Consider the following 21,798-nt stretch of genomic DNA (forward strand, 5'->3'; position numbering starts at 1 on the left):
AAAAGAAAGGAGCGCCGATGCAGAAGATTTTAATTGTAGAAGACGATGCGACCATTAGCCGTTTGGTGGCTAAAAATCTGACCACATGGGGATACGATGTGGAGGAAGTGACGGATTTTCAAGCTGTCTTAGAGCAGATTCGCTCATTTCAGCCGCACTTACTCTTGTTGGACATTACCTTGCCCTTTTTTAACGGCTATTACTGGTGCCAAGAAATCCGCAAAGAGTCACGTTTGCCCATCATTTTTCTATCTTCGCATGACCAGCCCATGGACATTGTCATGGCCATCAATATGGGGGCGGACGATTATGTGACCAAGCCTTTTGATATGACCGTTCTGCTGGCTAAGATACAGGGCTTGCTGCGTCGGACCTACGACTTTGTAGGGGAGCAATCAGTCCTGCTCTTTGATGATATTTCCCTAGACTTAAAAAACATGCAGATTCATTTTGCTGGAAAAACAGATGAACTGACCAAAAATGAATTTCAAATCCTGCGGGTACTGTTTGAGCGACCGCAGGTTATCGTCAGCCGTGAGGACCTGATGAAAGAGCTCTGGAACAGCGACTTGTTTATCGATGACAATACCTTGACGGTCAATGTGGCGCGTCTGCGAAAAAAATTGACAGACATGGGCTTGACCAATATCATCTCAACCAAAAAGGGAGTCGGGTACGGCTTGGTGAAGCGCCATGACTAGACGAGAATGGTGGCAGTTCCTTTGGAATTGGTTGCGAGAACGGGCTCTATTCTTGATCGGTTTTGCTCTGCTTAGCTTCTTGCTGTGGGCATTTTCAGGTCTCTACGGTATCGAGCAAGGAGTGGCTGATTATGGATTTCTTTTAATTTTAGTAATAATGTTGCTGGTTTTCCTGATGGACGGTGTGAGACAGTTTCGGAAATGGTCGGCGGTTCTTGCTGGTCAGGATTTTCCTCATCAGACAGCGATAGAGATGTTTTTGCTGAAGAAATACCAAGAGGCAGCCTTGCAGCTGGCCAGTTGTAAAGCCGAGGAGCGTGCCCGTCAGGAGGATTTGCAGGACTACTATACCATGTGGGCCCACCAAATGAAGGTGCCCATCGCAGCCAGTCAGCTCTTGATAGGCGACTTAGACGCCAGTCAGCACAAGCAAGAACTGAGTCAGGAATTGCTGAAAATTGAACAGTATACTGGCTTGGTGCTCAATTACTTACGGTTGCAGTCTTTTCATGATGACCTCGTTTTTCGTAAGGAAAATCTTGCAGACTTGGTCAATCAAACGGTTAAGAAATTTTCCATTTTCTTTATCCAGCAACGCATTCGTCTGGAGTTAGGAGACTTAGAACAGGAAATCGTGACAGATAAGCGCTGGTTCGGGCTTCTGCTAGAACAATTTTTGTCTAACGCACTGAAATATACCAAAACAGGAACTATTTCAATTTTGCTAGATGAGGGGGATTTGGTGATTCGTGACACGGGAATTGGGATTGCTAAGGAAGATTTGGAGCGGGTTTTTGAACGAGGATTTTCGGGTTACAATGGCAGGATTACCCAACAATCATCAGGATTAGGGCTCTATTTATCTCGGAAGATTGCTCAAGAATTAGATTTCTCCTTAAAATTGACCTCCGAGGTCGGGAAAGGTACAGAGGTTCGGATTGGTATTAACCAAAAACGACTCAGGCTAGATTAACCTTACAAATCTGTAAGTGAGATGTAAGTTAGAACCATGGCTACCATGGTTTTTTAGCAGTAAAATGAAACGAGTAAAAAGAAATGGAGAACTGTGATGACACTACTAGATGTACAACATGTGAAAAAGATTTACCAAACTCGCTTTCAGGTCAATCAAGTCGAGGCCTTGAAGGACATTCATTTTACAGTGGATGAAGGGGAATATGTGGCGATTATGGGAGAGTCAGGGAGTGGTAAGTCAACCTTGCTCAATATCCTAGCTATGTTAGACAAGCCAACGGAGGGGAAAATTTTGTTGAAAGGGGTGGATACGCAGTCCATCAAGCAGAAGGAAGCATCTGCTTTTCGCCGTGAAAAATTAGGCTTTGTTTTTCAGGATTTTAATCTTTTAGATACCCTGTCTGTCAAGGATAATGTCCTCTTGCCCCTCGTTCTGTCTCGCGTGCCTGTTGGAGAGATGAATAAGCGTGGGATAGACATTCTCAATCATCTAGGGATTGCTACCTTAAAGAATAAAATGCCTTATGAGATTTCGGGAGGTCAGCAGCAACGAGTGGCAGTAGCACGTGCCATCATCACCCAACCAGAAATCCTCTTAGCAGATGAGCCGACAGGTGCCTTGGATTCTAAGTCCTCAGCGACCTTGCTCGATGTCTTTGATACCATCAATGAACAAGGGCAGACCATTTTGATGGTGACCCACTCGACAACAGCGGCCAGTCGTGCCAAGCGCGTGCTCTTTATTCGAGATGGTATCCTCTACAATCAAATTTACCGCGGAGGCCGTACTGAGCAAGAGATGTTCCAAGCAATTTCAGATACCTTGACCGTCATGGCGAATCGAGGTGAATAATATGTGGGGACTAACGCATAAATTAGCCGTTTCCAATCTCTTGAAAAATCGGGAACTCTACTACCCATTTGCCTTGATGACCGTACTGTCTTCGGCTGTGGCCTATATTTTTACTTCTCTTACCTACAATCCCGATATCAAAAAAGTTGCCTTTTCAAGTGCTGTCAATTCGATCATGGGATTTGGTCTAGTCGTCGTTTTGGTTACCGTGAGTTTGATGATTCTCTATGCTAATGCCTTTGTCATGAAACAGCGCTCCAAAGAGTTTGGACTCTACAGTGTGTTGGGTTTGGATAAGAAACACCTTCTTTATATGAATGGAGTAGAAACTTTTCTCTTTGGCAGCATGGCGACTGGTCTGGGTATTTTAACTGGCATCTTGTTGGACAATCTCTTTTATGCCATTTTACTAAGAATTATTCAAGTGCCCGTTGTCTTTAGCTCCACTTTTCAGTGGAAGAGTGTGGTAACCGTTTTGTTGGCTTTTGCAGTTATTTTTTCCTTTACCAGTCTTTTAAATGCAGGCAAAATCGGTTTTTCTTCCTCACTCAATCTAGTCAAGGGTAAGCGAACAGGTGAGAAAAAGGGACGGTTCCTCAAGCTACAAACTCTCATAGGTACTCTTGTTTTGGGAGCTGCCTATTGGCTGGCAACAGATATTTCTAATCCTAGCACAGCAATAAGCAACTTCTTTATCGCTGTTCTTATGGTTATCTTTGCGACCTATCTACTCTTTAATGCAGGGACTATTGTTTTTCTTCGATTTTTGAAAAATCGTCCTTCCTATTTTTATCAACCAAGCAACTTTATCTCGGTGTCAAACTTGATTTTCCGTATGCGAAAAAACGCCATGGGACTTGCGACCATCGCCATCTTATCGACCATGGTTTTGGTGACACTGATTGCAGGTGTCAATATTTATTTCGGTGGGCACAATACCGTTGCCATTTCTTATCCACAGGAAATTGCCATCGTTATGGAACCCTTGAAAAATGAGGATGGAACGGTGTCTGGCACTCAGCAAGAGGCTAGAAGTTATGTGGATAAACTGATTAAAGAAGAAAAGATTTCAGATGCTCAAGTAACGGACTATACCTATCAATTTGAATTTATTAAAAAAGTAGAGGGCAATCGTCTTGAAACCTATACAGGTATGGAAGATACTTATGGAACAATGGACTCTTATACTAAGGGAGCTATCAGTGTCATCTCAGCTAGCGACTATAAGAAGTTGACGGGGAAAGAGGCAGACTTGTCAGGCCGTCAAATTCTCCTCTATAGTCAGGGGATGAATTATCAGACGGATAAAGACCTGATTCTAAATGGGAAGACTTATGTGATTAAGCAGGTGCTGGATCACGATATTACTAAAAAGAAACTCCCTCGTTCAATGAGTTTTATAATGGACAAGGATACTCTAATCGTCGTAGCAGATGGTGTAGAGGTTCTGCCAGTTGAGAAGAGTCATTACTACTTTGGGATAGATACTTCCCTCTCGGCTGATGAACAATCTAAACTGGGTGAAAAGTGGAGATATATGGATGGTAATGACAACACAGAGAATAAAGAGATCACGTTTAATCATTTCTACGCCTCCACTCGGATAGACATGGAAAGAGACTTCTTTGCCTTTACAGGCTCGTTTCTCTTTATTGGTCTTCTTTTGACATCAGTCTTCTTTATGGCAGCAGTTCTTGTCATCTATTACAAACAGGTCTCAGAAGGCTATGAGGATAAGGAGCGGTTTGCCATCATGCAAAAAGTGGGACTAGATCAAGAAGCGACGAAGAAAAGTATCGGCAAGCAGATGTTGACGGTCTTCTTCCTTCCTATCGCAGTTGCTTTTATCCATCTGGCTTTTGCCTTTAAGATGCTATCTCTTATCTTGCGTCTGCTTAGCCTACTAGATACTAGCTTTATTTTCCAAGTCACTTTGGTAACCTGTCTCATTTATTTCGTCCTCTATGTTCTGGTCTATCTAGGGACATCGCATGCCTACCATAAAATTATTGGTAAGTAAAAGCCAATTTGTTATGGTTAGATTTTAATATCTTGTGAAATAAACTGAAAAAGCGAATGGTAGTAACCCTACAGAGATTAGGATTTATTTATCATTCGTTTTTAATGTATTTTCATTGTCTTTCAAATATGGTTATTCATAGTCTTTCGCTAACTGCTTTTTTAGGTGGACTTGTGCCAAATCTCTCTTTTTTGGTACAATAAAGAAAAAGAAGAGGAGGAAACCATGACATTTGAAGAAATTTTACCAGGGTTAAAGGAATTTAAAAAATACGTTCGTACTGGCTGGGGCGGTGCTGAAAATTATGTGCAGCTCTTTGATACCATTGAGGTCAATGGGCAGAAGCTAGAGGCGACGCCTTACTTTTTGATTAACGTGGCGGGCGAGGGAGAGGGCTTCTCTATGTGGAGTCCGACACCATGTGATGTGCTGGCGACAGACTGGGTTCAAGTTTATGACTAAGAGCGTTTTGGTGACGGGCGTTAGCTCAGGGATTGGGCTAGCTCAGGCGCGCTTATTTTTGGAAAATGGCTATCGCGTTTATGGGATTGATTGCTCGGAGAAACCAGCTTTGTCAGGAGACTTTCATTTTCTCCAGCTGGATGTGACTGGTGACTTAACCCCTCTTTTTCAAGCTCTTCCTCAAGTGGATATCCTCTGCAATACAGCTGGGATTTTGGATACCTATCAGCCTCTTCTTGAAACGTCAGAAGAGACCTTTGAGACCATTTTTCAGACTAATTTTTTTGCGGCGGTTGGCATTACGCGCTTTTACCTGTCTAAAATGGTCGCAAAGCAATCAGGTGTCATCATCAATATGTGCTCCATTGCTAGCTTTTTAGCTGGTGGAGGCGGTGCCGCCTACACTAGCTCTAAGCACGCTTTAGCTGGATTTACCCGCCAATTGGCCTTGGACTATGCCAAGGATGGCGTTCAAGTATTTGGCATTGCACCTGGGGCAGTCAAAACAGGCATGACACAGGCAGACTTTGAGCCAGGTGGCATGGCAGACTGGGTGGCGAGCGAGACACCGATTGGACGATGGACAGACCCAAGTGAAATCGCAGAGCTGACTCTATTTCTAGCATCTGGAAAAGCCCAGTCCATGCAAGGCGAAATTGTTAAGATTGACGGCGGTTGGAGTTTGAAATGACAAAATATATTGAATTTGGCTTCGGCAATCGCTGGCTCATTCGGACTGAGTTTGAAAAAGACGATGGCAGTGAATGGGAAGTCAAGGGAATTTCTGGACCTATCAAGCCCAAGTCAGTCTATCTACGCATCTGGCTAGGTAAAATTGTCTACATCTGGGATTGGCAAGAAGGCTTTAAAAAGCAAGAAAAGAAGCGTAGAGCAGTGAAATTTATTTTCGGAATTGCATCGGAGGTAGAAGATGACACCAAGAGAATTATGGAATAAATACAAGGGAATCAATCCGACGATTGGGGACGAGATAGACGCATGGGCTTTTGGTATGGAGCCTGATTTGCTAGCACAGCTCGTTTTGGAAGGCAAGAAAACCGCAACGGCATCAGCCTATGACTTATACGAAGTGGACAAGGAGCCAATTCCAGAGGCGGGCACTTACGATGTCATTTTAGATGGACAAGGGCATGCTGTCTGCATCGTCCGCATCACGAAAGTAGCAGTGGTTCCTTTTGGAGAGGTGTCCGCAGAGCATGCCTTCAAAGAAGGCGAGGGTGACCGTAGTCTGGCTTACTGGAGACAGGTTCATGAAGCCTTTTTCGAAGAATGCGGCTTGACCTTCACAGAAGAAAGCAAGATTGTCTTAGAAGAGTTTGAAGTGGTTTATAAGTAGGCGAAAATCGAGGTATAGCATGCGCGCAACAGTGATTATCTTGGACGAGTCAGAGCGATACGCCATTGCCATTGGTCGGATGAAAAATGGTCGCTCCTACCTTGTCTGGCCAGGTGGTAGGATAGAAGAGGGAGAGACCCCGGAGCAAGCAGCTGTGCGAGAAATCCAAGAGGAGTTGGCTATCAGTTTAGAGATGTCTAGTCTGGAGCAACTAGAGGCTACTGCTGAGGGAATAACCTTTCTGGCGGCGACGAAGTTACAGCACCAACCGCTTGAGATAGGAGGAGAAGAACGGGAACGGATGACAGAGTACAATGCCTACCAGCCCTATTGGCAGAAACTCGCCCACTTGGATCAAGTCAGCATTTTCCCCCTTATTTCCCTTGAAAGGATAAAGAAAAAATGAAACCTAAGTATCTACTACTAGTCGCATCTTGTCTGCTCTTGACGGCTTGTGCTAGTCAAAAGCAAAGTGGAGATGCAGTCACACCGACCAGCACCCAAATGGCAGCCCGCAAGCAAGTGACCAAGTCAATCAACTATTCCAATTTGCTGGATAGTCAAATGCAGACAGAGGTCAAAAGTGTGTTGGAGCAGGCCTTTCCTCAAGAAAATGTCACCAAATTTTTGGAGCAGGTAAATTTCTATAACCAACACGTTCCGACGGATAGTTTGGTGCAGACGGGATTTGGAACTTCAAAAGAACTGATTCCAGCCTATGATGTGGTAGCTATCAGTGAAAAATGGATGGCACAGTTTCCGGACTTTCCAGGTTATAATTGCCGCTTGACTAGTTTTGGCTTGCTGAGGGGGCTCATCACGACAAAGAGTACGACGGGTTATGATGACAGCCTTCTTTTCATTGACAAGGATGCCATTCAGCATGCGCCAGCTTCTTACCAGCTGACGGCCGAGGAGGCTAGTCGCTTTCAAACGATTTTTAGTGCAGTTGCGACTGAAAATGTCACGGACACACACCTTCATGTTAAAAAAGTGCAAGCCTACTGGAAAAAGATGGGAGTGACCTTTGAGACTGGTCAAGCTAAGATGATTTCTGTTTGGATGCACGACCAGATTGATGAGAAGAAGACCAAGCTTTTCATCGGACATGTCGGCGTTTTGGTTCCATCTGAAACTGAATTTCTTTTTGTGGAAAAAATTTCCTTTGAAGAGCCCTACCAAGTCTTGCGATTCAAGTCTAAAAAGGCTTTGGTTGGCTACTTGTTAGACAAGTATGACGTTGACACGACTGGTGGCACACGACCATTTTTAATGGAAAATGACCAACCGTTAGAAGAATAGGAAAAGCCGATGAAGATTGTATGTGTGGTATTTGATGACTTTGAAGCACTGGATTTGTTTGGTCCTGTTGAGTTTTTATCGGGATTGCCAGATGCGCAGTTGCCCTATGTGTCCATGGACGGAGGCCTGATTTCCACCAAACAAGGGATTCAATTATATACCCAAACCATGCGTGACTTGGAGAGTTGGGCTATCCTTCTCTTGCCAGGTGGGATGGGAACGCGAAAGGTGATTGAAAATCCGCTATTTTTAGAACGTCTAAACGAACTTGTTGATCGGTCACGCTGGGTCTTGAGTGTCTGCACAGGCAGCGCCCTCTGGCTAGAAGTGGTGCCTTGGATGACAAGGCCGCTACCAGCAACAAACGTGCCCTGACTTGGGTATGCGGTCAGTCAGACAAGGTCAAGTGGCAGACCAAGGCGCGCTGGATAAGAGACGGAAAATTTTATACTTCGTCAGGAGTTTCAGCGGGAATGGATATGACACTGGGCTTTATTTCAGATTGTTTTGGAGAAAAGCTGGCGCGTGAATTGGCGCATCGAGCTGAGTATCGGTGGAATGACAACTGGGCTGAAGACGAATTTGCCACCATCTAGCAGACGCAGTACAGTCGTATAAAATCATGATATAGAGAGTGGGACTCAATCGTGATTTCGCAGAAATCGATTTTGTCGTCCCAACTCCTGCGTCAAACTGCTAAAATTATAAAAAATAAAGAACCCAGGACTTTTGTCCTAGATTCTTTTTATTAGTAAGGAGAAATGGATGCTGACAGATCGGAAAAAAGGGGCAGCAATGATATGGGGAAGTCTCTTGATAGGCTTTGGCTGTCTGTTTTTATGGTGGAATATTCAATTTGCGACAGGCTTATTTGCGGCAATCGCTCTCTTATTTTTACTGCAAGTGCTTTGGAAGGGGCTTGGTCTCCTGCGAAAGAAGGGACGTGATAGAAGAGAAGTACTGGCCTTTTGGTTTCATCTCTTTTTAACGATTTTTTTCTTTAACAATGCTCTTTTGCCAGCAGGATTTTTAGCCATTATTCTGGTTCTGGAGTTTTTTGTCTTGGGGTGTATCTTGTTTATTGACCTCATTTTACAGTGGAACAGTCAGAAAAAAATCTCACTTTGGACTCTATTTGATGCGCTTTTACATCTTTTTTTCTCCATATACGCCTTGGTGCATTTGGAGGGGACATTGGGCTGGATTTATAGTTTTTTGGGTCTGTCCTTGATTGTCCGAGGTTTTACTGCCTTAAAAGATGCTTGGGATTTTGACCGGCCATCCTTTCCGACTAGAGGTAGACGCAAACACTTGGGTCTGCCCATATTCCTATCAGCTATTATTCCTGTCAGCGCCTTGAATGCAGTCAATCGCCTGCTCAATCCCAATCGTAGTCAACCTATTTTGCTAGAAGAAAAAGGCTTGCCGACTCAGCAACCAGACTTGGAAATTTGGATTCATACGGCTCGAAAAGGCTTTGAGATGATGGGGCATGTGGATATTTCTTATAAGGGCATGACCTATGCTTATGGGCAATACGATGTGGATAGTGCTCGTTTTTTTGGGATCATGGGTGACGGCGTTTTGTTCCGTCTATCTAGCGAAGATTATCTGGCCTCGCTCGCTCAAGAGGATTGGCGGGCTGTGCTGGGCTATGGCATGGTTTTAACAGATGCACAAAAACAAGCCATTGAAGAAAGACTGGGTGAGATGATGTCTTGGACGCAGCCTTTCTACTTGACTAGTCAGGCGCAGAAGGAAAGTTATCTGGGACAGCTCAATCAACGTTATCGGGTAGATAATTTTAAGTTTACCCAGACAAAATTCAAGACCTACTTTGTCATGACGACCAACTGTGTTCTCCTGGCAGATACCATTCTAGCAGCTATTGGCACAGACAATGTCGCGAATCATGGTATCTTGACTCCGGGCGTTTATCAGGATTATTTTGAGAGAGAATACCAAAAACCACACTCAGCCATTGTCTCAAAATTTGTGCTGGGTAAGCAAATTTCAGACCATCCATCGTCCCAAGCAAGCGAATAGTCAGAGCAGTGTCTATTTATTGTTTGAATTATGATATAATATAGTGATGAACTCAGCCATTTTTAAGTGAGGAAATAAAATTATGACAAATTATGCAATTATTTTAGCAGCTGGTAAGGGAACACGGATGAAGTCAGATCTTCCTAAAGTCTTGCACAAGGTAGCAGGTATTTCTATGTTGGAACACGTATTTCGTGCGGTTTCAGCAATTGAGCCAGCTAAGATTGAGACCATCGTAGGCCATAAAGCAGAGCTGGTTCAAGAAGTTTTGGAAGGTCAATCTGACTTTGCCCTTCAATCAGAGCAGTTAGGAACAGGGCATGCTGTCATGATGGCAGAGCCAGCCTTGGCAGACTTAGAAGGACAAACCTTGGTCATCGCAGGGGACACACCACTGATTACAGGGGAAAGTCTGAAAAACTTGATTAATTTCCATGTCAGCCACAAAAATGTTGCAACGATTTTAACAGCGCAGGCCGACAATCCATTCGGTTATGGCCGGATTATCCGCAATACAGACGGAGAAGTCTTGAAGATTGTGGAACAAAAAGATGCCAATGACTTTGAAAAACAAATCAAGGAAATCAATACAGGAACCTATTTGTTTGATAACAAACGCCTCTTTGAAGCCTTAAAAGACATCAATACGGATAATGCTCAGGGTGAATATTACCTGACAGACGTGATTTCTATTTTCCGTCAAGCAGGTGAAAAAGTTGGTGCCTATATTCTTCGTGACTTTGACGAGAGTCTGGGTGTCAATGACCGCATTGCACTTGCGACAGCAGAAGCCGTGATGCGCAAACGCATTACCGAGCGCCACATGGTTAACGGAGTGACCTTTACCAACCCAGCAGCGACCTACATCGACATCGATGTGGAAATTGGGGCAGAAGCCGTCATTGAAGCCAATGTTGTCCTAAAAGGTCAGACAAAAATTGGAGAGCGGACAGTTTTGACAAACGGTACGCGTGTGACGGATTCGGTTATTGCTGAGGATGTGGTGATTAGCCAGTCAGATATTGAACAATCTGTCATTGAAGCTGGGGTAACAGTGGGACCATTTGCTCATATCCGTCCAGATAGCCTCTTGAAAAAAGATGTCCATGTCGGAAACTTTGTGGAAGTGAAGGGTTCAAGTTTGGGTGAAAATACCAAGGCTGGTCACTTGACTTATATTGGTAATGCGGAAGTGGGCGCTAATGTCAACTTTGGTGCGGGAACCATCACTGTCAATTACGACGGTCAAGGCAAATACAAGACCGTTATCAAAGACAATGTCTTTGTCGGTAGCAATTCAACCCTCATCGCTCCACTTGAAATCGGAGACAGTGCCTTAACAGCAGCCGGCTCAACCATTACCTGCAATGTCCCAGCAGATACCGTTGCCATCGGACGCTCTCGCCAGGAAAACAAAGAAGGCTACGCAACACGTCTTCCTCACCATCCAAGTCAAAAATAGGAGTTGTTATGGAATTTGAAGAAAAAACAATTAGCCGCAAAGAGATTTTTAATGGCCATATTTTCGACGTGGTTGTCGATGACGTCGAGTTGCCAAACGGTCTCGGGCAAGCAAAACGAGAACTCATTTTTCACAAAGGTGCAGTCTGTGTCCTTGCCGTGACACCTGAAGACAAGATTGTCTTAGTCCGCCAATTTCGTAAGGCCATTGAGCGCGTGATTTATGAAATCCCTGCAGGCAAGCTCGAAGTGGGCGAAGAGGATGCGCTTCAGGCAGCTGCTCTTCGTGAATTGGAAGAAGAGACAGGGTACACCACTGACAAATTAACCTTGCTTTCAGATTTTTATTCTGCGATTGGATTTTGTAATGAACGCTTGCGTCTCTATCTAGCAGAGAACTTGGTCAAGGTCGAAAATCCTCGTCCGCAAGACGAAGATGAAGTGATTGAACTGTATGAAGTGACCTTAGAGCAAGCCCTTGATTTAGTGGCTCGTGGAGAAATTTGTGATGCCAAGACCATCATGGCCATTCAATATTATCAACTGCTGAGAAAGTAGGGTTGGTATGAGCAAGCCCCTATTAACAGACGAAGTGCTGCAACGTGAAGCCCGTAAAAAACGATTTGGCTACTACGAGGAAGATGCAGAAGACGTCTATGAAGATGATGTAGAAGAGTGGCAATATGGAGAAGACGACTATCAAGGCTACCAAGAAGGACAGACCATGCGCATTCCTGTGGAAGCCTCGGTGGTAAAGAGTCGTCGAATTGAAACCATCAAAAAGGAACGATTTAAGTCAAAAGTCAATACCATTTTGTTTTGGATTGTTCTTCTTCTGATTGTATTTATCCTTGCCGTGATTTACTTTTAAAGGAGAATTATGAAATTTGGTATTATTGCTGCCATGCCTCAAGAATTAGGCATTCTTGTAGAAACTTTGGCAGAAAAAGAAGAAGTCCCTGTCTTGGGCAATACCTACTATACAGGTCGCTTGGGCAAGCATGAAGTAGTCTTGGTCCAATCCGGTATCGGGAAAGTCATGTCTGCCATGTCAGTTGCTATCTTAGCAGACCATTTCCAAGTGGACGCCGTGATTAACACAGGTTCGGCCGGAGCAGTAGCAGATGGTTTGCAAATCGGTGATGTCGTGGTGGCAGATCAATTAGCCTACCACGATGTAGATGTAACAGCTTTTGGCTATGCCTATGGTCAAATGGCTGGGCAAGAACTGTATTTTCCAGCAGACCAAGTCCTGCTTGAAAACATGCGGAGCGTCTTAGTAGAACAAGAATTGGTGAGCCAAGTTGGTCTCATCGCAACAGGAGACAGCTTTATTGCTGGTCAGGATAAGATCGCAGCTATTAAGGCGCATTTTCCACAAGTACTGGCCGTAGAAATGGAAGGCGCAGCCATCGCACAAGCAGCGGTTAATGCGGGTAAATCCTTCCTCGTCATCCGTGCAATGAGTGACACAGCCCAGGGCGATGCCAATATTACCTTTGACGAATTTATCATCCAAGCAGGGGAACAATCCGCTAAAATCTTACTCGCCTTTTTGGAAAAATAGAGAGTGGGACTCAATCGTGATTTCGCAGAAATCGATTTTGTAGACACTTACCTTGCAAGTTCCATTTCCAAATTAAAAAGGTCTCCCGGACCTTTTTAACTCACCACCGCACAGTTGACTAGCTCAAAAAGGTTCGGTGAACCTTTTAAGGTGGGAGATAGAACTAGTCACAAGATTCGAAATTGCTTGCCCAGCAAGGAATGAGAACATTCAGTCAACCACTGCGTCAAACTGTTAAAATTACAAAGAATAACCCAGGACGGAGTCCTAGGTTATTTTTTATTTCTTATTAAAATCGTAATCTTTCACAATTTCGATGCTTTCGATTTTGATGTCAGAGGTTGGTTTGTCGTTTGCGCCGGTTTCGGTTGCAGCAATTTTGTCGACAATGTCCATGCCACTTGTTACTTGTCCAAAGACTGTATAGCCACCGTCTAGGCTAGGATTTCCCCCGTTTTTATAGGCTTCGATGATTTTAGCTGGGTACTTGTCAGAGGTCAATTGGCCAGAAGCATCAGCTGTATTTTGGTTGATGTAAAATTGGCTACCATTTGTATTTGCGCCAGCATTTGCCATAGCAAGAGAGCCGCGGATGTTGTAGAGGAAGGCAGAAATTTCATTTTTGAAACCATTTCCCGCATCAATCGTCTTGTCTTTACCTTTCCAGATAGACTCGCCACCTGTTCCGTTCCCTTTAGGGTCACCAGTTTGAATCATGAAATTCTTAATGACGCGGTGGAAAAGAACGCCGTTGTAGTAACCTTCCTTGGCATGCGTTAGGAAGTTTTCCACAGCAAGAGGAGCTTGTTCTGGGAAAAGTTTGAGTGTAATGTCGCCGGCACTTGTCTTGAGTGTGACAGCAGCTTCATTTTCAGCAATATCCGTTGTTAATTGTGGAAAAACGGCATTTGGGTTGTTGATAGCGTAAGCCAAGTCTTTTTGGTGTTGTTGGCTAGCAGAAGTGTCAGTTGAGCTAGTTTGGCTGCTGGTTGCAGCGCTAGAAGAGTTGTCTTTTTCACTTGTCTTTGCACAAGCTGTCAAGAGCAGGCTGGCAGCCAAAGCTGCCCATACGAGAGATTTTTTCATGTCAATCCTTTCTGGGAATCGTTTTATCAGTCACATTATATCATAAATTCCTCATAAAATCCGCCAAAGAAATGGGGAGAGCTAGCTAGTGCTGGCACTCCGTTTATGCTATACTAGACACAGAAAAAAATGGGAGAAGAACATGTACGAAGATTATCCAGTAAAACCTTATATCTCGCCAGAACGTGATTTGGCGACAGAAGAATTTAAACCAGTACCAAAAAAGAATATGGAGTTGCTAGAAGATGACTTACTGGCAGGAGATATTATCTTGCTCTGGCGGATTGCTTTTGACACCTTCACCAACGAATCTTGGTTTCCAAAATACTTCGAGTACACCTATGGCATCAATGCTCCAAAGCGGTTGGATATGTTGCTAGATAAAGGCTATGCACAGCTGGAAACAGCCTTTGCTTCCTTGAATCACATCAATGCGACCAAGAAAAAGAGGATTTTAAAAGACAGAGGAGTCGCCGGCTTGTCTAAAATGAAGGCGGCTGATTTGGAGCAGGCCTTGAAGGACAATCTGTCTGAAGATGAGTTGGGGAACTGTTTTACCGTTCGAGGAATTCTATTGACGGAAAAAGGACAGGCAGCCATCGATGCCAATCCGCAAGTCATCGACCGCCATCCAAAGAAAAAATATTAAATCCAGCACCTTGTCCGCGCGACGGGTTGCTGAAAAGGCTGAATCACTTGGTTCAGTCTTTTTTTAAAAACTTGTTCAGCCGTCATATTGAGGTCATATACTCCTGCTAGACTAGAAAAAAAGAAAGAAAGTAGGAAATACTATGCACTACGCTTGGAAAGAGTTGCTCTTTTACAAAAAGAAATATCTTCTTATCGAACTCCTTATTATTCTAATGATGTTTATGGTTGTTTTCTTATCGGGTCTGGCAAACGGCTTAGGGCGGGCGGTTAGCGCAGCGATTGAAAATAATCCAGCGAATCACTATCTCATGTCTGATACGGCAGAGGGAATTATCACCTTTTCAAATCTGGACCAAGATCAAGTCAAGGCAATTGGAGAACTGGATTCAGACCAGGAGACAGGTCTATCTATCCAGCGAACTGGCTTGGTTCAACAAAGTGGGGATACGGATACGTTGGATGCCATGTATTTTGTGGTTAACCCAGCTAGTTTTATAGTTCCAAAAGCGATTGAAGGAGAGGATTTGGCTGATAAGGCTAACACAATTCTTGTCAATGATAGCTTGAAGGCTAAGGGTGTGAAATTAGGGGATGTAGTAGAGGATGATATGAGTGGGCTCAAGTTGACCGTCATCGGCTTCACCCACAATGAAATGTACGGTCACGGTCCAGTTGCCTATATTTCAGAAAAAACTTATACAACCTTGCAACAAGAAAAAAATCCAAACTACAGCTACCATCCACAAGTGATTGCCTTAAAAAATAAGTCATTGAGCGGTAATAGACCAAATAAGGTAGAAGTGCTCGATAAAGAGACAGTCATCTCAAAAATCCCGGGATACAGCGCAGAACAATCCACGCTTAATATGATTTTGTGGGTATTGGTTTTGGCCTCTGCAGCGATTTTGGGAGTGTTCTTCTATATCATTACCCTGCAAAAACGCCATGAATTTAGTGTAATGAAGGCGATTGGAATGAGCATGGCAGAGATTTCGAGCTTCCAGCTAGCGCAGATTCTTCTACTGGCCTTGATGGGTATCCTCGTTGGGGATGGTTTGGCCTATGCCCTATCTCTTGTCTTGCCAGTATCTATGCCGTTTGTCCTCAATGCGGAAAATATTGCGCTGGTATCTCTTGCCTTTCTTGTTATTGCACTTTTAAGCAGCGGCTTGTCCATTTTGAAAGTCGCAAAAATTGATGCAGTTGAAGTGATAAATGGAGGAGAAGAATAATGGAAAATGTGATGGAATTAAAGGGAATTTCCAAATATTATTTGGATGGTGAGGAGCAAGCAGTCATCTTGGACGAGCTTGACTTGACAGTGCAAGCAGGAGAATTTGTGGCCATTCTAGGTCCGTCTGGTTCTGGGAAAAGTACATTGTTATCTATTGCGGGGCTTCTCTTGAGTGCGGATGGTGGACACTTGCTCTTGGATGGGCAAGATGTGACCAAACTGTCTCAGAAGGAGCAGACCAAACTCCGTCGGCACAAATTAGGTTTTATTTTCCAAAGTCACCAATTGCTTCCCTACCTGACTGTACAGGATCAATTGGAGCAGGTGGCGCGTTTTGACCGAGATAGTGAGAAGGATAAGAGTCGCGCTGAAATTTCCCAACTGTTAGGTGAACTGGGTATGGGAGGCTCCGCTCATAAATTTCCACGTCAATTATCCGGTGGTCAAAAGCAACGAGCTGCGATTGCCCGAGCCTTTATTCACCAACCTAAGTTGATTTTGGCAGATGAACCAACAGCCAGCTTGGATGAGGCTAGAGGTCGCCAGGTGACGGAGTTGATTCGTAAGGAAGTGACGGAAAGAAAGACCGCAGCGATCATGGTAACGCATGATGAACGGATTCTCGATTTGGTGGATACTGTTTACCGGCTTAAACACGGGAAATTAGTCAAAGAATCGTAAAATATGTGCTAAAATAAGGGCATGATTAAAATACTAGTAGTAGAAGATAATGCCCTTCAACAGACTTTGATTGCCACTAAACTCAGACAGGATGGCTACCAAGTCTTGGTGGCAGAAAATGGAGCAGTTGCTCTGGATGTATTGGACAAGACGGAAGTACAGTTGATTGTGACCGATATCATGATGCCCTTATTAGATGGCTATGAATTGATTCAATCTCTTCGTCAAGCCAGTTATCAGGTGCCCATTATTGTGATGACTGCCCGCTCGCAACTGGATGATATGGAAAAAGGATTTGAGTTGGGCGCAGATGACTATATGGTCAAGCCCATTCAGCTGCAGGAGTTAGGACTGCGTATCAAGGCTCTCTTGCGCCGCGCCAATATTTTTGCGAGTCATCAGTTAAAAGTAGGGGACTGTCTCTTGGACGAGGAGCAATTTAGCCTGTCTAAGGGAGACACTCTCTTGACTTTGCCCCAAAAAGAATTTCGGCTTCTCTTTCATTTGCTCAGCTACCCCAATAAAATTTTCACTCGCTTGGAGTTGCTGGACAACATCTGGGGAATGGAAGACGATTTGGACGAACGCCTAGTAGATGCTTGTATCAATAAACTACGCCGCAAGGTAGAACATTTTCCGGATTTTACCATTGAAACTGTGAGAGGAGTTGGTTACCGTGCCCATGAAAACTAGCCGCTTTCGGATACCGCTACGCCACTATTTTACGGTCATGTTTGCTGCGACCCTGACCGCCTGTGTCTTGCTGGCATTGGTCCTGGTTACGCTTGGATTTGTGCTTTTTTATCATGGAGCATTAACGACTTTAGTCCTTCATTTTGCAACCTTTCTGGTCTGTGTACTAACTATTGTTTTTGGAGCCATTAGCATGTGGTATGGAGCTGTTCATTTGACCAAGCCGATTGAAGAAATCAATCAAGTGGTAGCCAATGTCAGTCGGGGAGAATTTGTCGGTCATGTGGACCGAAATGCCGAACGCCGTAAGAATTTTGCCTACTACAATGAACTGGATGAACTGTCTGAAAGCATCAATGGCATGATCCAATCGCTGTCACAGATGGATTATATGCGCAAGGATTTTATGACCAATGTCTCTCATGAGCTCAAGACGCCTATTGCAGCTATTGCTAATATGAGTGAATTGTTGCAGGATTCTCAACTGGATGAAGCAAGTCGGTTAGAATTTACCCGGCTCATTCAAGAAGAAAGTAAGCGGCTCAGTCGTCTGTGTGATACCATGTTGCAAATGTCTCGGGTTGATCATTTGGATAGTCTAGGGCAGCTACAAACTATTCGTCTGGACGAGCAGATTCGGCAGGCGATGATTGCTTTATCGGAGAAGTGGACCGGTAAGCAGATTGCTTTTCGCCTAGACAGTGATGCGGTGATCTTGCAGTCCAATCCAGACCTGCTCATGCAAGTCTGGGTCAATCTATTGGACAATGCCATCAAGTATTCGGGGCAAGAGGTGGATATTTCTGTTAGTATTCAGGAATTGGCAGACGAGTGGGTTATCCTAATCTGCGATAAAGGATGTGGGATAGCGAGCGACCAGCTGCCACGCATTTTTGAAAAATTTTATCAGACGGACTCCTCCCGTCACCAAGAAGGTAACGGCTTAGGACTGGCTATTGTCGAGCGGATTATGAAGCTATGCGGTGGTAGGATTCAAGTGACCAGTCAGCTAGGAAAAGGCAGTCAATTTACCATTTACCTACCCAAGTAACGCAAAAAGAACCAGACCAAGGGTCTAGGTTCTTTTACTGTTCAAGTGGACCAGTCCAAGCGTCAGTTCCGCCCGTGACGTTGGTCACATCAAATCCATTTTCTTCTAAAAATTGGCAAGCGCGTGCGGAGTGGCCACCCATCTGGCAAACGACATGGTAGGGAGTCTCCTTGTCGAGTCTTGAAATAGATCCGCCCAGCTTACTGAGCGGCAGATTGATTGCTCTTGGAATGTGGCCAGCGGCATACTCATTTGCTTCTCGGACATCCAGTAGCTGAATGGATTGTCTTTTTAAGAGTTGGGCCAGTTGGCTGGTTGTTAGTGATTTTTGCATGGGAATCCTCCTTGCTATGTTTATCTAGATTTTATACTATTTTTCATCAAAAGGTCAAGGAGTCCGTGTTGCGGGCTATTTTCATATCTGAAAAAATAGGAGAAATATGATAGAATAAAAAGATATGGAATAGTGAGGATTTTATGAAGAAAAATACAAAAAAAGGAAAAACAACGCGTCGCCCGACCAAGGCTGAGCAGGCGCAGCGGCAGAATATGCGTGCCTTATTGCTGCGGATTGCTGGTTTGATTTTACTGGGATTTGCAGCCGTGAAGATGGGGGCATTTGGGCTTACCGCCTATAATATTCTCCGTGCTATTGCGGGAAGTTCAGCCTATCTCTTGTTAGTTGGGATTGCAGTTTATCTCTTATTCAGCCAACGTATTCATCGCAGAGAAGGGGTTCTTTCTGGTTTTCTCTTGTTTTTAGCAGGAATTTTATTGGAATTTCAAGCCTATTTGGATGTGACCTATAAGGGAGAGGATTTATTTGCCCATACGGTTCAGCTCTTGTTGGAGGACACGACTAAGTTTCAGGTGACTCATTATCTAGGAGGAGGCCTTGTTGGTGGATTGCTCTACATGCCGGTCTCATTTCTCTTTGCGACAATCGGTAGCTTTTTCATTGGGATACTATTGATTACGTTTGGTCTCTTTTTCATGAGTCCTTGGTCGGTTTATGATTTGGCAGATATGTTTGCCCTTGCGGTGGAAAAATACCAAGAAAAAAGTGCCATTCGTGCTGAAAAGCGCCAAGAAAGACGATGGGCTAAGGAAGCGGAAAAAGAAGCAAAATTGGCAGAAGAAGAGGCTCGTCGGGAGCAAGAAGCTTTGGCAGAGGCTGAACGGCAGTCTTTGTTAGAGGAAGAACCTTTACTTGCCTACTCATCAGTCGATATGGAAACAGGCGAAATCTTAGAAGACATCCCGCATGAGCCCATTATCCGAGATTATCAAGACCTTCATTTACCTGATTTTCCAATAGAAGAAATACCCGTTTATCCAGAAGAAGAATTTCCGGTTCTGCTAGCAGACGAAGAGCCCTTTGAAGCAGTTCCAGAAGAAGGGGATGAGGAGATTGTCTTTGCCAAAACAGCTCCGACATTGAAGGATCGTTTGGCCTACCGATTGCCATCAATTGACTTGTTTGCGCCAGCCAAGGCTAGCAGTCAGGTGAATGAGAAAAAATTGGTCCGCCAAAATATCAAGGTCTTGGAAGATACATTTGCGAGTTTTGGCATCAAGGTCGTAGTAGAGCGCGCAGAGATTGGTCCATCGGTGACTCGCTATGAAGTCAAGCCCGCAGTCGGAGTTCGTGTCAATCGGATTTCTAACTTGGCAGATGACTTGGCACTTGCGCTTGCGGCTAAGGACGTCCGAATTGAAGCACCGATTCCTGGTAAATCCTTGGTTGGGATTGAAGTGCCAAACTCAGAAGTTGCCTCCGTTTCCTTCCGTGAATTGTGGGAACAGGCTCAGACTAATCCAAGAAAGCTTTTGGAAGTACCGCTTGGTAAGGCTGTCAATGGCTCAGCCAAAAGTTTTGATTTGACCAAAATGCCTCACCTTTTGGTGGCCGGTTCTACAGGTTCGGGTAAATCTGTCGCCGTAAACGGCATCATCTCCAGCATTCTCATGAAGGCTCGACCAGATGAAGTCAAGTTTATGATGATTGACCCTAAAATGGTAGAATTATCTGTCTACAATGACATTCCCCATTTGCTAATTCCCGTGGTGACCAATCCTCGCAAAGCCAGTCGCGCCTTGCAAAAAGTCGTTGATGAGATGGAAAATCGCTACGAACTCTTCAGTAAAGTTGGTGTTCGTAATATCGAAGGGTACAATGCTAAGGTTGAAGAATTCAATGCTCAGTCGCAGGAAAAACAAATTCCTCTGCCATTGATTGTCGTAATCGTTGATGAATTGGCTGACCTCATGATGGTTGCCAGCAAGGAAGTTGAAGATGCCATTATTCGCCTAGGGCAAAAGGCGCGTGCGGCAGGGATTCACATGATTTTGGCCACTCAACGCCCATCTGTCGATGTTATTAGCGGCTTGATTAAGGCCAATGTGCCATCCCGTGTTGCCTTTGCGGTGGCATCAGGGACGGACAGTCGGACTATCTTAGGAGAAAACGGGGCGGAAAAACTCTTGGGACGAGGCGACATGCTCTTTCACCCAATTGGAGAATCGGCTCCCCTTCGTTTGCAAGGTTCCTTCATTTCAGATGGTGATGTAGAGCGGATTGTGACCTTTATCAAAGACCAGGCAGATGCTGAATACGACGAAAGCTTTGACCCAGGAGAAGTATCCGAAAGCGATGATTTTTCTGGAAATGGTGGCAGCGCCACATTGGATGGAGATCCTCTTTTTGCAGAAGCGCGTGCGCTTGTTATCGAGACACAAAAGGCCAGCGCGTCTATGATTCAGCGCCGCTTGTCCGTCGGATTTAACCGTGCGACTCGTCTCATGGAAGAACTAGAGGAGGCCGGAGTAATCGGACCTGCAGAAGGAACCAAGCCTAGAAAAGTATTGGAGACACAGTAATGGAATTTCAAAGTGTGCACCACGTAGCTATTATTGGCCGTGATTATGAAAAAATGCGTGAATTTTATGTGGACAAATTAGGTTTTGAGCAGTTGGATGAGCATATTCGACCAGAAAAAAATGACATTCTTTTCAATGTCAAAAAGGGAAATCTAATACTAGAAATCTTCATCAAGCCATGTGCTCCGCTTCGACCTGTCATGCCCAGTCCAGAGCACACAGGATTGCGTCATCTAGCCTTTAAAGTCGAGGATGTTGAAGCCTGTCTAGAAGCATTTGACCAGTTAGAAATCCGTCACGAAGACTTGCGAACGGATGATTTTGATGAAAAGAAAATGGCATTCTTCTTTGACCCAGATGGTCTACCGCTTGAAATACATGAATAAGAAAAGCCCAGCGATTGCTGGGCTTTATTTCATAAAGAAAACAGAGATGACGAGGGCGAGATACATCAAAAAAGTGAGAATAAATCCTGCTCGCCAAAATGTTTTCATAAATTTTCCTGTATCAAAACTGCGTTTCTTAAAGGCCATGAGGGCGCACAAGACCAGAGCCAACAAGCCCAAGGCAAGTCCCAATAATGGAAGCATACTATGGTAGTAGGCCTTGTCGGAGATTAGGTAAAATTCGCCGACAAATAAAGGAAAGGCCAGATCAGCAAAATTAAGCCCTCTTTTCCGTAAACCGAGGAGTTTGACCAAGATAACAGAAATCAGTAGCGTCAAAATAAGAAAAAGGATAGCAGCTATTTTTAATAAGATCAGATTCATGTCTTTAT

General features: G+C 44.3%; 27 protein-coding genes. 24 read left to right on the forward strand and 3 right to left on the reverse strand.

Annotated elements, in window-relative coordinates:
• The first annotated feature begins 17 nt into the window (after positions 1-17).
• The 17 genes from ABID27_RS00350 (at position 18) to ABID27_RS00430 (ending at position 12,744) form a co-directional block, all read left to right on the forward strand.
• On the forward strand, positions 18-701 hold the full coding sequence (locus ABID27_RS00350) for a response regulator transcription factor (RefSeq protein ID WP_354279466.1): 684 nt from the start codon (positions 18-20) through the stop codon (positions 699-701).
• Positions 694-1,674, forward strand: a complete 981-nt coding sequence (locus tag ABID27_RS00355; RefSeq protein WP_354279468.1) for a sensor histidine kinase — start codon at positions 694-696, stop codon at positions 1,672-1,674. Before ABID27_RS00350 ends, ABID27_RS00355 begins: the two co-directional genes overlap by 8 nt.
• 96 nt (positions 1,675-1,770) lie before the next feature.
• Positions 1,771-2,529, forward strand: coding sequence for an ABC transporter ATP-binding protein (locus ABID27_RS00360; RefSeq protein WP_253365984.1), 759 nt, complete (start codon positions 1,771-1,773; stop codon positions 2,527-2,529).
• Between the two features lies 1 nt (position 2,530).
• Positions 2,531-4,549 carry an FtsX-like permease family protein gene (locus ABID27_RS00365; protein WP_253365985.1) on the forward strand — a complete coding sequence of 673 codons (2,019 nt, stop codon included), beginning with the start codon at positions 2,531-2,533 and terminating at the stop codon, positions 4,547-4,549.
• A 225-nt stretch (positions 4,550-4,774) separates the two neighbouring features.
• Positions 4,775-5,011 carry a DUF2829 domain-containing protein gene (locus ABID27_RS00370; protein WP_253362410.1) on the forward strand — a complete coding sequence of 79 codons (237 nt, stop codon included), beginning with the start codon at positions 4,775-4,777 and terminating at the stop codon, positions 5,009-5,011.
• Positions 5,004-5,702 (forward strand): 3-oxoacyl-ACP reductase, encoded by a 699-nt coding sequence (locus ABID27_RS00375; protein WP_354279471.1) that lies wholly within the window; start codon positions 5,004-5,006, stop codon positions 5,700-5,702. The genes ABID27_RS00370 and ABID27_RS00375 overlap by 8 nt, the downstream gene beginning before the upstream one ends.
• On the forward strand, positions 5,699-5,968 hold the full coding sequence (locus tag ABID27_RS00380; protein WP_253362415.1) for a DUF3977 family protein: 270 nt from the start codon (positions 5,699-5,701) through the stop codon (positions 5,966-5,968). The genes ABID27_RS00375 and ABID27_RS00380 overlap by 4 nt, the downstream gene beginning before the upstream one ends.
• The gene (locus ABID27_RS00385; protein WP_354279473.1) at positions 5,943-6,368 is read left to right on the forward strand and encodes an ASCH domain-containing protein; all 426 of its coding nucleotides are present in this window, start codon (positions 5,943-5,945) and stop codon (positions 6,366-6,368) included. Before ABID27_RS00380 ends, ABID27_RS00385 begins: the two co-directional genes overlap by 26 nt.
• 19 nt (positions 6,369-6,387) lie before the next feature.
• Positions 6,388-6,774, forward strand: coding sequence for an NUDIX domain-containing protein (locus tag ABID27_RS00390; RefSeq protein WP_354279475.1), 387 nt, complete (start codon positions 6,388-6,390; stop codon positions 6,772-6,774).
• Positions 6,771-7,670 carry a DUF4300 family protein gene (locus tag ABID27_RS00395; RefSeq protein ID WP_354279477.1) on the forward strand — a complete coding sequence of 300 codons (900 nt, stop codon included), beginning with the start codon at positions 6,771-6,773 and terminating at the stop codon, positions 7,668-7,670. The genes ABID27_RS00390 and ABID27_RS00395 overlap by 4 nt, the downstream gene beginning before the upstream one ends.
• Positions 7,671-7,679: 9 nt before the next feature.
• A complete protein-coding gene (locus ABID27_RS00400; protein ID WP_354279479.1) occupies positions 7,680-8,045 on the forward strand; it encodes a DJ-1/PfpI family protein in 366 nt (121 codons plus the stop codon).
• On the forward strand, positions 8,006-8,266 hold the full coding sequence (locus ABID27_RS00405; protein ID WP_253362426.1) for a type 1 glutamine amidotransferase family protein: 261 nt from the start codon (positions 8,006-8,008) through the stop codon (positions 8,264-8,266). The genes ABID27_RS00400 and ABID27_RS00405 overlap by 40 nt, the downstream gene beginning before the upstream one ends.
• 169 nt (positions 8,267-8,435) lie before the next feature.
• Positions 8,436-9,716 carry a hypothetical protein gene (locus ABID27_RS00410; RefSeq protein WP_354279481.1) on the forward strand — a complete coding sequence of 427 codons (1,281 nt, stop codon included), beginning with the start codon at positions 8,436-8,438 and terminating at the stop codon, positions 9,714-9,716.
• A gap of 82 nt (positions 9,717-9,798) precedes the next feature.
• Positions 9,799-11,178: a bifunctional UDP-N-acetylglucosamine diphosphorylase/glucosamine-1-phosphate N-acetyltransferase GlmU gene (gene glmU / locus ABID27_RS00415; RefSeq protein ID WP_253362430.1), complete on the forward strand. Its 1,380-nt coding sequence runs from the start codon at positions 9,799-9,801 to the stop codon at positions 11,176-11,178.
• Positions 11,179-11,186: 8 nt separating this feature from the next.
• Complete coding sequence (locus ABID27_RS00420) at positions 11,187-11,735, forward strand: NUDIX hydrolase (RefSeq protein WP_354279483.1); 549 nt, start codon at positions 11,187-11,189, stop codon at positions 11,733-11,735.
• 7 nt (positions 11,736-11,742) lie between these two features.
• Positions 11,743-12,048: a cell wall synthase accessory phosphoprotein MacP gene (gene macP / locus ABID27_RS00425; protein ID WP_253362434.1), complete on the forward strand. Its 306-nt coding sequence runs from the start codon at positions 11,743-11,745 to the stop codon at positions 12,046-12,048.
• A gap of 9 nt (positions 12,049-12,057) precedes the next feature.
• On the forward strand, positions 12,058-12,744 hold the full coding sequence (locus tag ABID27_RS00430) for a 5'-methylthioadenosine/adenosylhomocysteine nucleosidase (RefSeq protein ID WP_354279484.1): 687 nt from the start codon (positions 12,058-12,060) through the stop codon (positions 12,742-12,744).
• A gap of 279 nt (positions 12,745-13,023) precedes the next feature.
• On the opposite strand, the gene ABID27_RS00435 is transcribed toward ABID27_RS00430, so the two are convergent.
• Positions 13,024-13,830, reverse strand: a complete 807-nt coding sequence (locus ABID27_RS00435) for a peptidylprolyl isomerase (protein ID WP_354279485.1) — start codon at positions 13,828-13,830, stop codon at positions 13,024-13,026.
• Positions 13,831-13,972: 142 nt separating this feature from the next.
• On the opposite strand from ABID27_RS00435, the gene ABID27_RS00440 reads away from it, so the two are divergent.
• From ABID27_RS00440 to ABID27_RS00460, 5 genes are all read left to right on the forward strand, one after another.
• Complete coding sequence (locus ABID27_RS00440) at positions 13,973-14,479, forward strand: hypothetical protein (protein ID WP_354279486.1); 507 nt, start codon at positions 13,973-13,975, stop codon at positions 14,477-14,479.
• Positions 14,480-14,621: 142 nt separating this feature from the next.
• Positions 14,622-15,713, forward strand: coding sequence for an ABC transporter permease (locus tag ABID27_RS00445; RefSeq protein WP_354279487.1), 1,092 nt, complete (start codon positions 14,622-14,624; stop codon positions 15,711-15,713).
• Positions 15,713-16,396 (forward strand): ABC transporter ATP-binding protein, encoded by a 684-nt coding sequence (locus ABID27_RS00450; protein ID WP_253362444.1) that lies wholly within the window; start codon positions 15,713-15,715, stop codon positions 16,394-16,396. The genes ABID27_RS00445 and ABID27_RS00450 overlap by 1 nt, the downstream gene beginning before the upstream one ends.
• Positions 16,397-16,417: 21 nt before the next feature.
• The gene (locus tag ABID27_RS00455) at positions 16,418-17,089 is read left to right on the forward strand and encodes a response regulator transcription factor (RefSeq protein WP_354279489.1); all 672 of its coding nucleotides are present in this window, start codon (positions 16,418-16,420) and stop codon (positions 17,087-17,089) included.
• Complete coding sequence (locus ABID27_RS00460; protein WP_354279491.1) at positions 17,079-18,140, forward strand: sensor histidine kinase; 1,062 nt, start codon at positions 17,079-17,081, stop codon at positions 18,138-18,140. The genes ABID27_RS00455 and ABID27_RS00460 overlap by 11 nt, the downstream gene beginning before the upstream one ends.
• Before the next feature lie 34 nt (positions 18,141-18,174).
• On the opposite strand, the gene ABID27_RS00465 is transcribed toward ABID27_RS00460, so the two are convergent.
• Positions 18,175-18,474, reverse strand: coding sequence for a rhodanese-like domain-containing protein (locus ABID27_RS00465; protein WP_354279493.1), 300 nt, complete (start codon positions 18,472-18,474; stop codon positions 18,175-18,177).
• A 143-nt stretch (positions 18,475-18,617) separates the two neighbouring features.
• Here ABID27_RS00465 and ABID27_RS00470 point away from each other — a divergent pair, with 143 nt between their 5' ends.
• Positions 18,618-21,020, forward strand: a complete 2,403-nt coding sequence (locus tag ABID27_RS00470) for a DNA translocase FtsK (RefSeq protein WP_354279495.1) — start codon at positions 18,618-18,620, stop codon at positions 21,018-21,020.
• Entirely contained in the window at positions 21,020-21,406 is a 387-nt protein-coding gene (gloA2, locus tag ABID27_RS00475; protein ID WP_253362452.1) for an SMU1112c/YaeR family gloxylase I-like metalloprotein, read from the forward strand. The genes ABID27_RS00470 and gloA2 overlap by 1 nt, the downstream gene beginning before the upstream one ends.
• 24 nt (positions 21,407-21,430) lie before the next feature.
• Here the strand turns inward: gloA2 and ABID27_RS00480 are convergent, their stop codons facing one another.
• Positions 21,431-21,784 carry a DUF3397 family protein gene (locus ABID27_RS00480; protein WP_354279931.1) on the reverse strand — a complete coding sequence of 118 codons (354 nt, stop codon included), beginning with the start codon at positions 21,782-21,784 and terminating at the stop codon, positions 21,431-21,433.
• Positions 21,785-21,798: the final 14 nt, after the last annotated feature.

Source organism: Streptococcus gallinaceus, from assembly GCF_040545695.1.
Taxonomy (GTDB): Bacteria; Bacillota; Bacilli; order Lactobacillales; family Streptococcaceae; genus Streptococcus; species Streptococcus gallinaceus.

Excerpts from the sequence above, each read along its gene's own strand:
- ABID27_RS00350 (WP_354279466.1), top strand. The coding sequence starts at position 18 with ATGCAGAAGATTTTAATTGTAGAAGACGATGCGACCATTAGCCGTTTG.
- ABID27_RS00355 (WP_354279468.1), top strand. The coding sequence starts at position 694 with ATGACTAGACGAGAATGGTGGCAGTTCCTTTGGAATTGGTTGCGAGAA.
- ABID27_RS00360 (WP_253365984.1), top strand. The coding sequence starts at position 1,771 with ATGACACTACTAGATGTACAACATGTGAAAAAGATTTACCAAACTCGC.
- ABID27_RS00365 (WP_253365985.1), top strand. The coding sequence starts at position 2,531 with ATGTGGGGACTAACGCATAAATTAGCCGTTTCCAATCTCTTGAAAAAT.
- ABID27_RS00370 (WP_253362410.1), top strand. The coding sequence starts at position 4,775 with ATGACATTTGAAGAAATTTTACCAGGGTTAAAGGAATTTAAAAAATAC.
- ABID27_RS00375 (WP_354279471.1), top strand. The coding sequence starts at position 5,004 with ATGACTAAGAGCGTTTTGGTGACGGGCGTTAGCTCAGGGATTGGGCTA.
- ABID27_RS00380 (WP_253362415.1), top strand. The coding sequence starts at position 5,699 with ATGACAAAATATATTGAATTTGGCTTCGGCAATCGCTGGCTCATTCGG.
- ABID27_RS00385 (WP_354279473.1), top strand. The coding sequence starts at position 5,943 with ATGACACCAAGAGAATTATGGAATAAATACAAGGGAATCAATCCGACG.
- ABID27_RS00390 (WP_354279475.1), top strand. The coding sequence starts at position 6,388 with ATGCGCGCAACAGTGATTATCTTGGACGAGTCAGAGCGATACGCCATT.
- ABID27_RS00395 (WP_354279477.1), top strand. The coding sequence starts at position 6,771 with ATGAAACCTAAGTATCTACTACTAGTCGCATCTTGTCTGCTCTTGACG.
- ABID27_RS00400 (WP_354279479.1), top strand. The coding sequence starts at position 7,680 with ATGAAGATTGTATGTGTGGTATTTGATGACTTTGAAGCACTGGATTTG.
- ABID27_RS00410 (WP_354279481.1), top strand. The coding sequence starts at position 8,436 with ATGCTGACAGATCGGAAAAAAGGGGCAGCAATGATATGGGGAAGTCTC.
- glmU (WP_253362430.1), top strand. The coding sequence starts at position 9,799 with ATGACAAATTATGCAATTATTTTAGCAGCTGGTAAGGGAACACGGATG.
- ABID27_RS00420 (WP_354279483.1), top strand. The coding sequence starts at position 11,187 with ATGGAATTTGAAGAAAAAACAATTAGCCGCAAAGAGATTTTTAATGGC.
- macP (WP_253362434.1), top strand. The coding sequence starts at position 11,743 with ATGAGCAAGCCCCTATTAACAGACGAAGTGCTGCAACGTGAAGCCCGT.
- ABID27_RS00430 (WP_354279484.1), top strand. The coding sequence starts at position 12,058 with ATGAAATTTGGTATTATTGCTGCCATGCCTCAAGAATTAGGCATTCTT.
- ABID27_RS00435 (WP_354279485.1), bottom strand. The coding sequence starts at position 13,830 with ATGAAAAAATCTCTCGTATGGGCAGCTTTGGCTGCCAGCCTGCTCTTG.
- ABID27_RS00440 (WP_354279486.1), top strand. The coding sequence starts at position 13,973 with ATGTACGAAGATTATCCAGTAAAACCTTATATCTCGCCAGAACGTGAT.
- ABID27_RS00445 (WP_354279487.1), top strand. The coding sequence starts at position 14,622 with ATGCACTACGCTTGGAAAGAGTTGCTCTTTTACAAAAAGAAATATCTT.
- ABID27_RS00450 (WP_253362444.1), top strand. The coding sequence starts at position 15,713 with ATGGAAAATGTGATGGAATTAAAGGGAATTTCCAAATATTATTTGGAT.
- ABID27_RS00455 (WP_354279489.1), top strand. The coding sequence starts at position 16,418 with ATGATTAAAATACTAGTAGTAGAAGATAATGCCCTTCAACAGACTTTG.
- ABID27_RS00460 (WP_354279491.1), top strand. The coding sequence starts at position 17,079 with ATGAAAACTAGCCGCTTTCGGATACCGCTACGCCACTATTTTACGGTC.
- ABID27_RS00465 (WP_354279493.1), bottom strand. The coding sequence starts at position 18,474 with ATGCAAAAATCACTAACAACCAGCCAACTGGCCCAACTCTTAAAAAGA.
- ABID27_RS00470 (WP_354279495.1), top strand. The coding sequence starts at position 18,618 with ATGAAGAAAAATACAAAAAAAGGAAAAACAACGCGTCGCCCGACCAAG.
- gloA2 (WP_253362452.1), top strand. The coding sequence starts at position 21,020 with ATGGAATTTCAAAGTGTGCACCACGTAGCTATTATTGGCCGTGATTAT.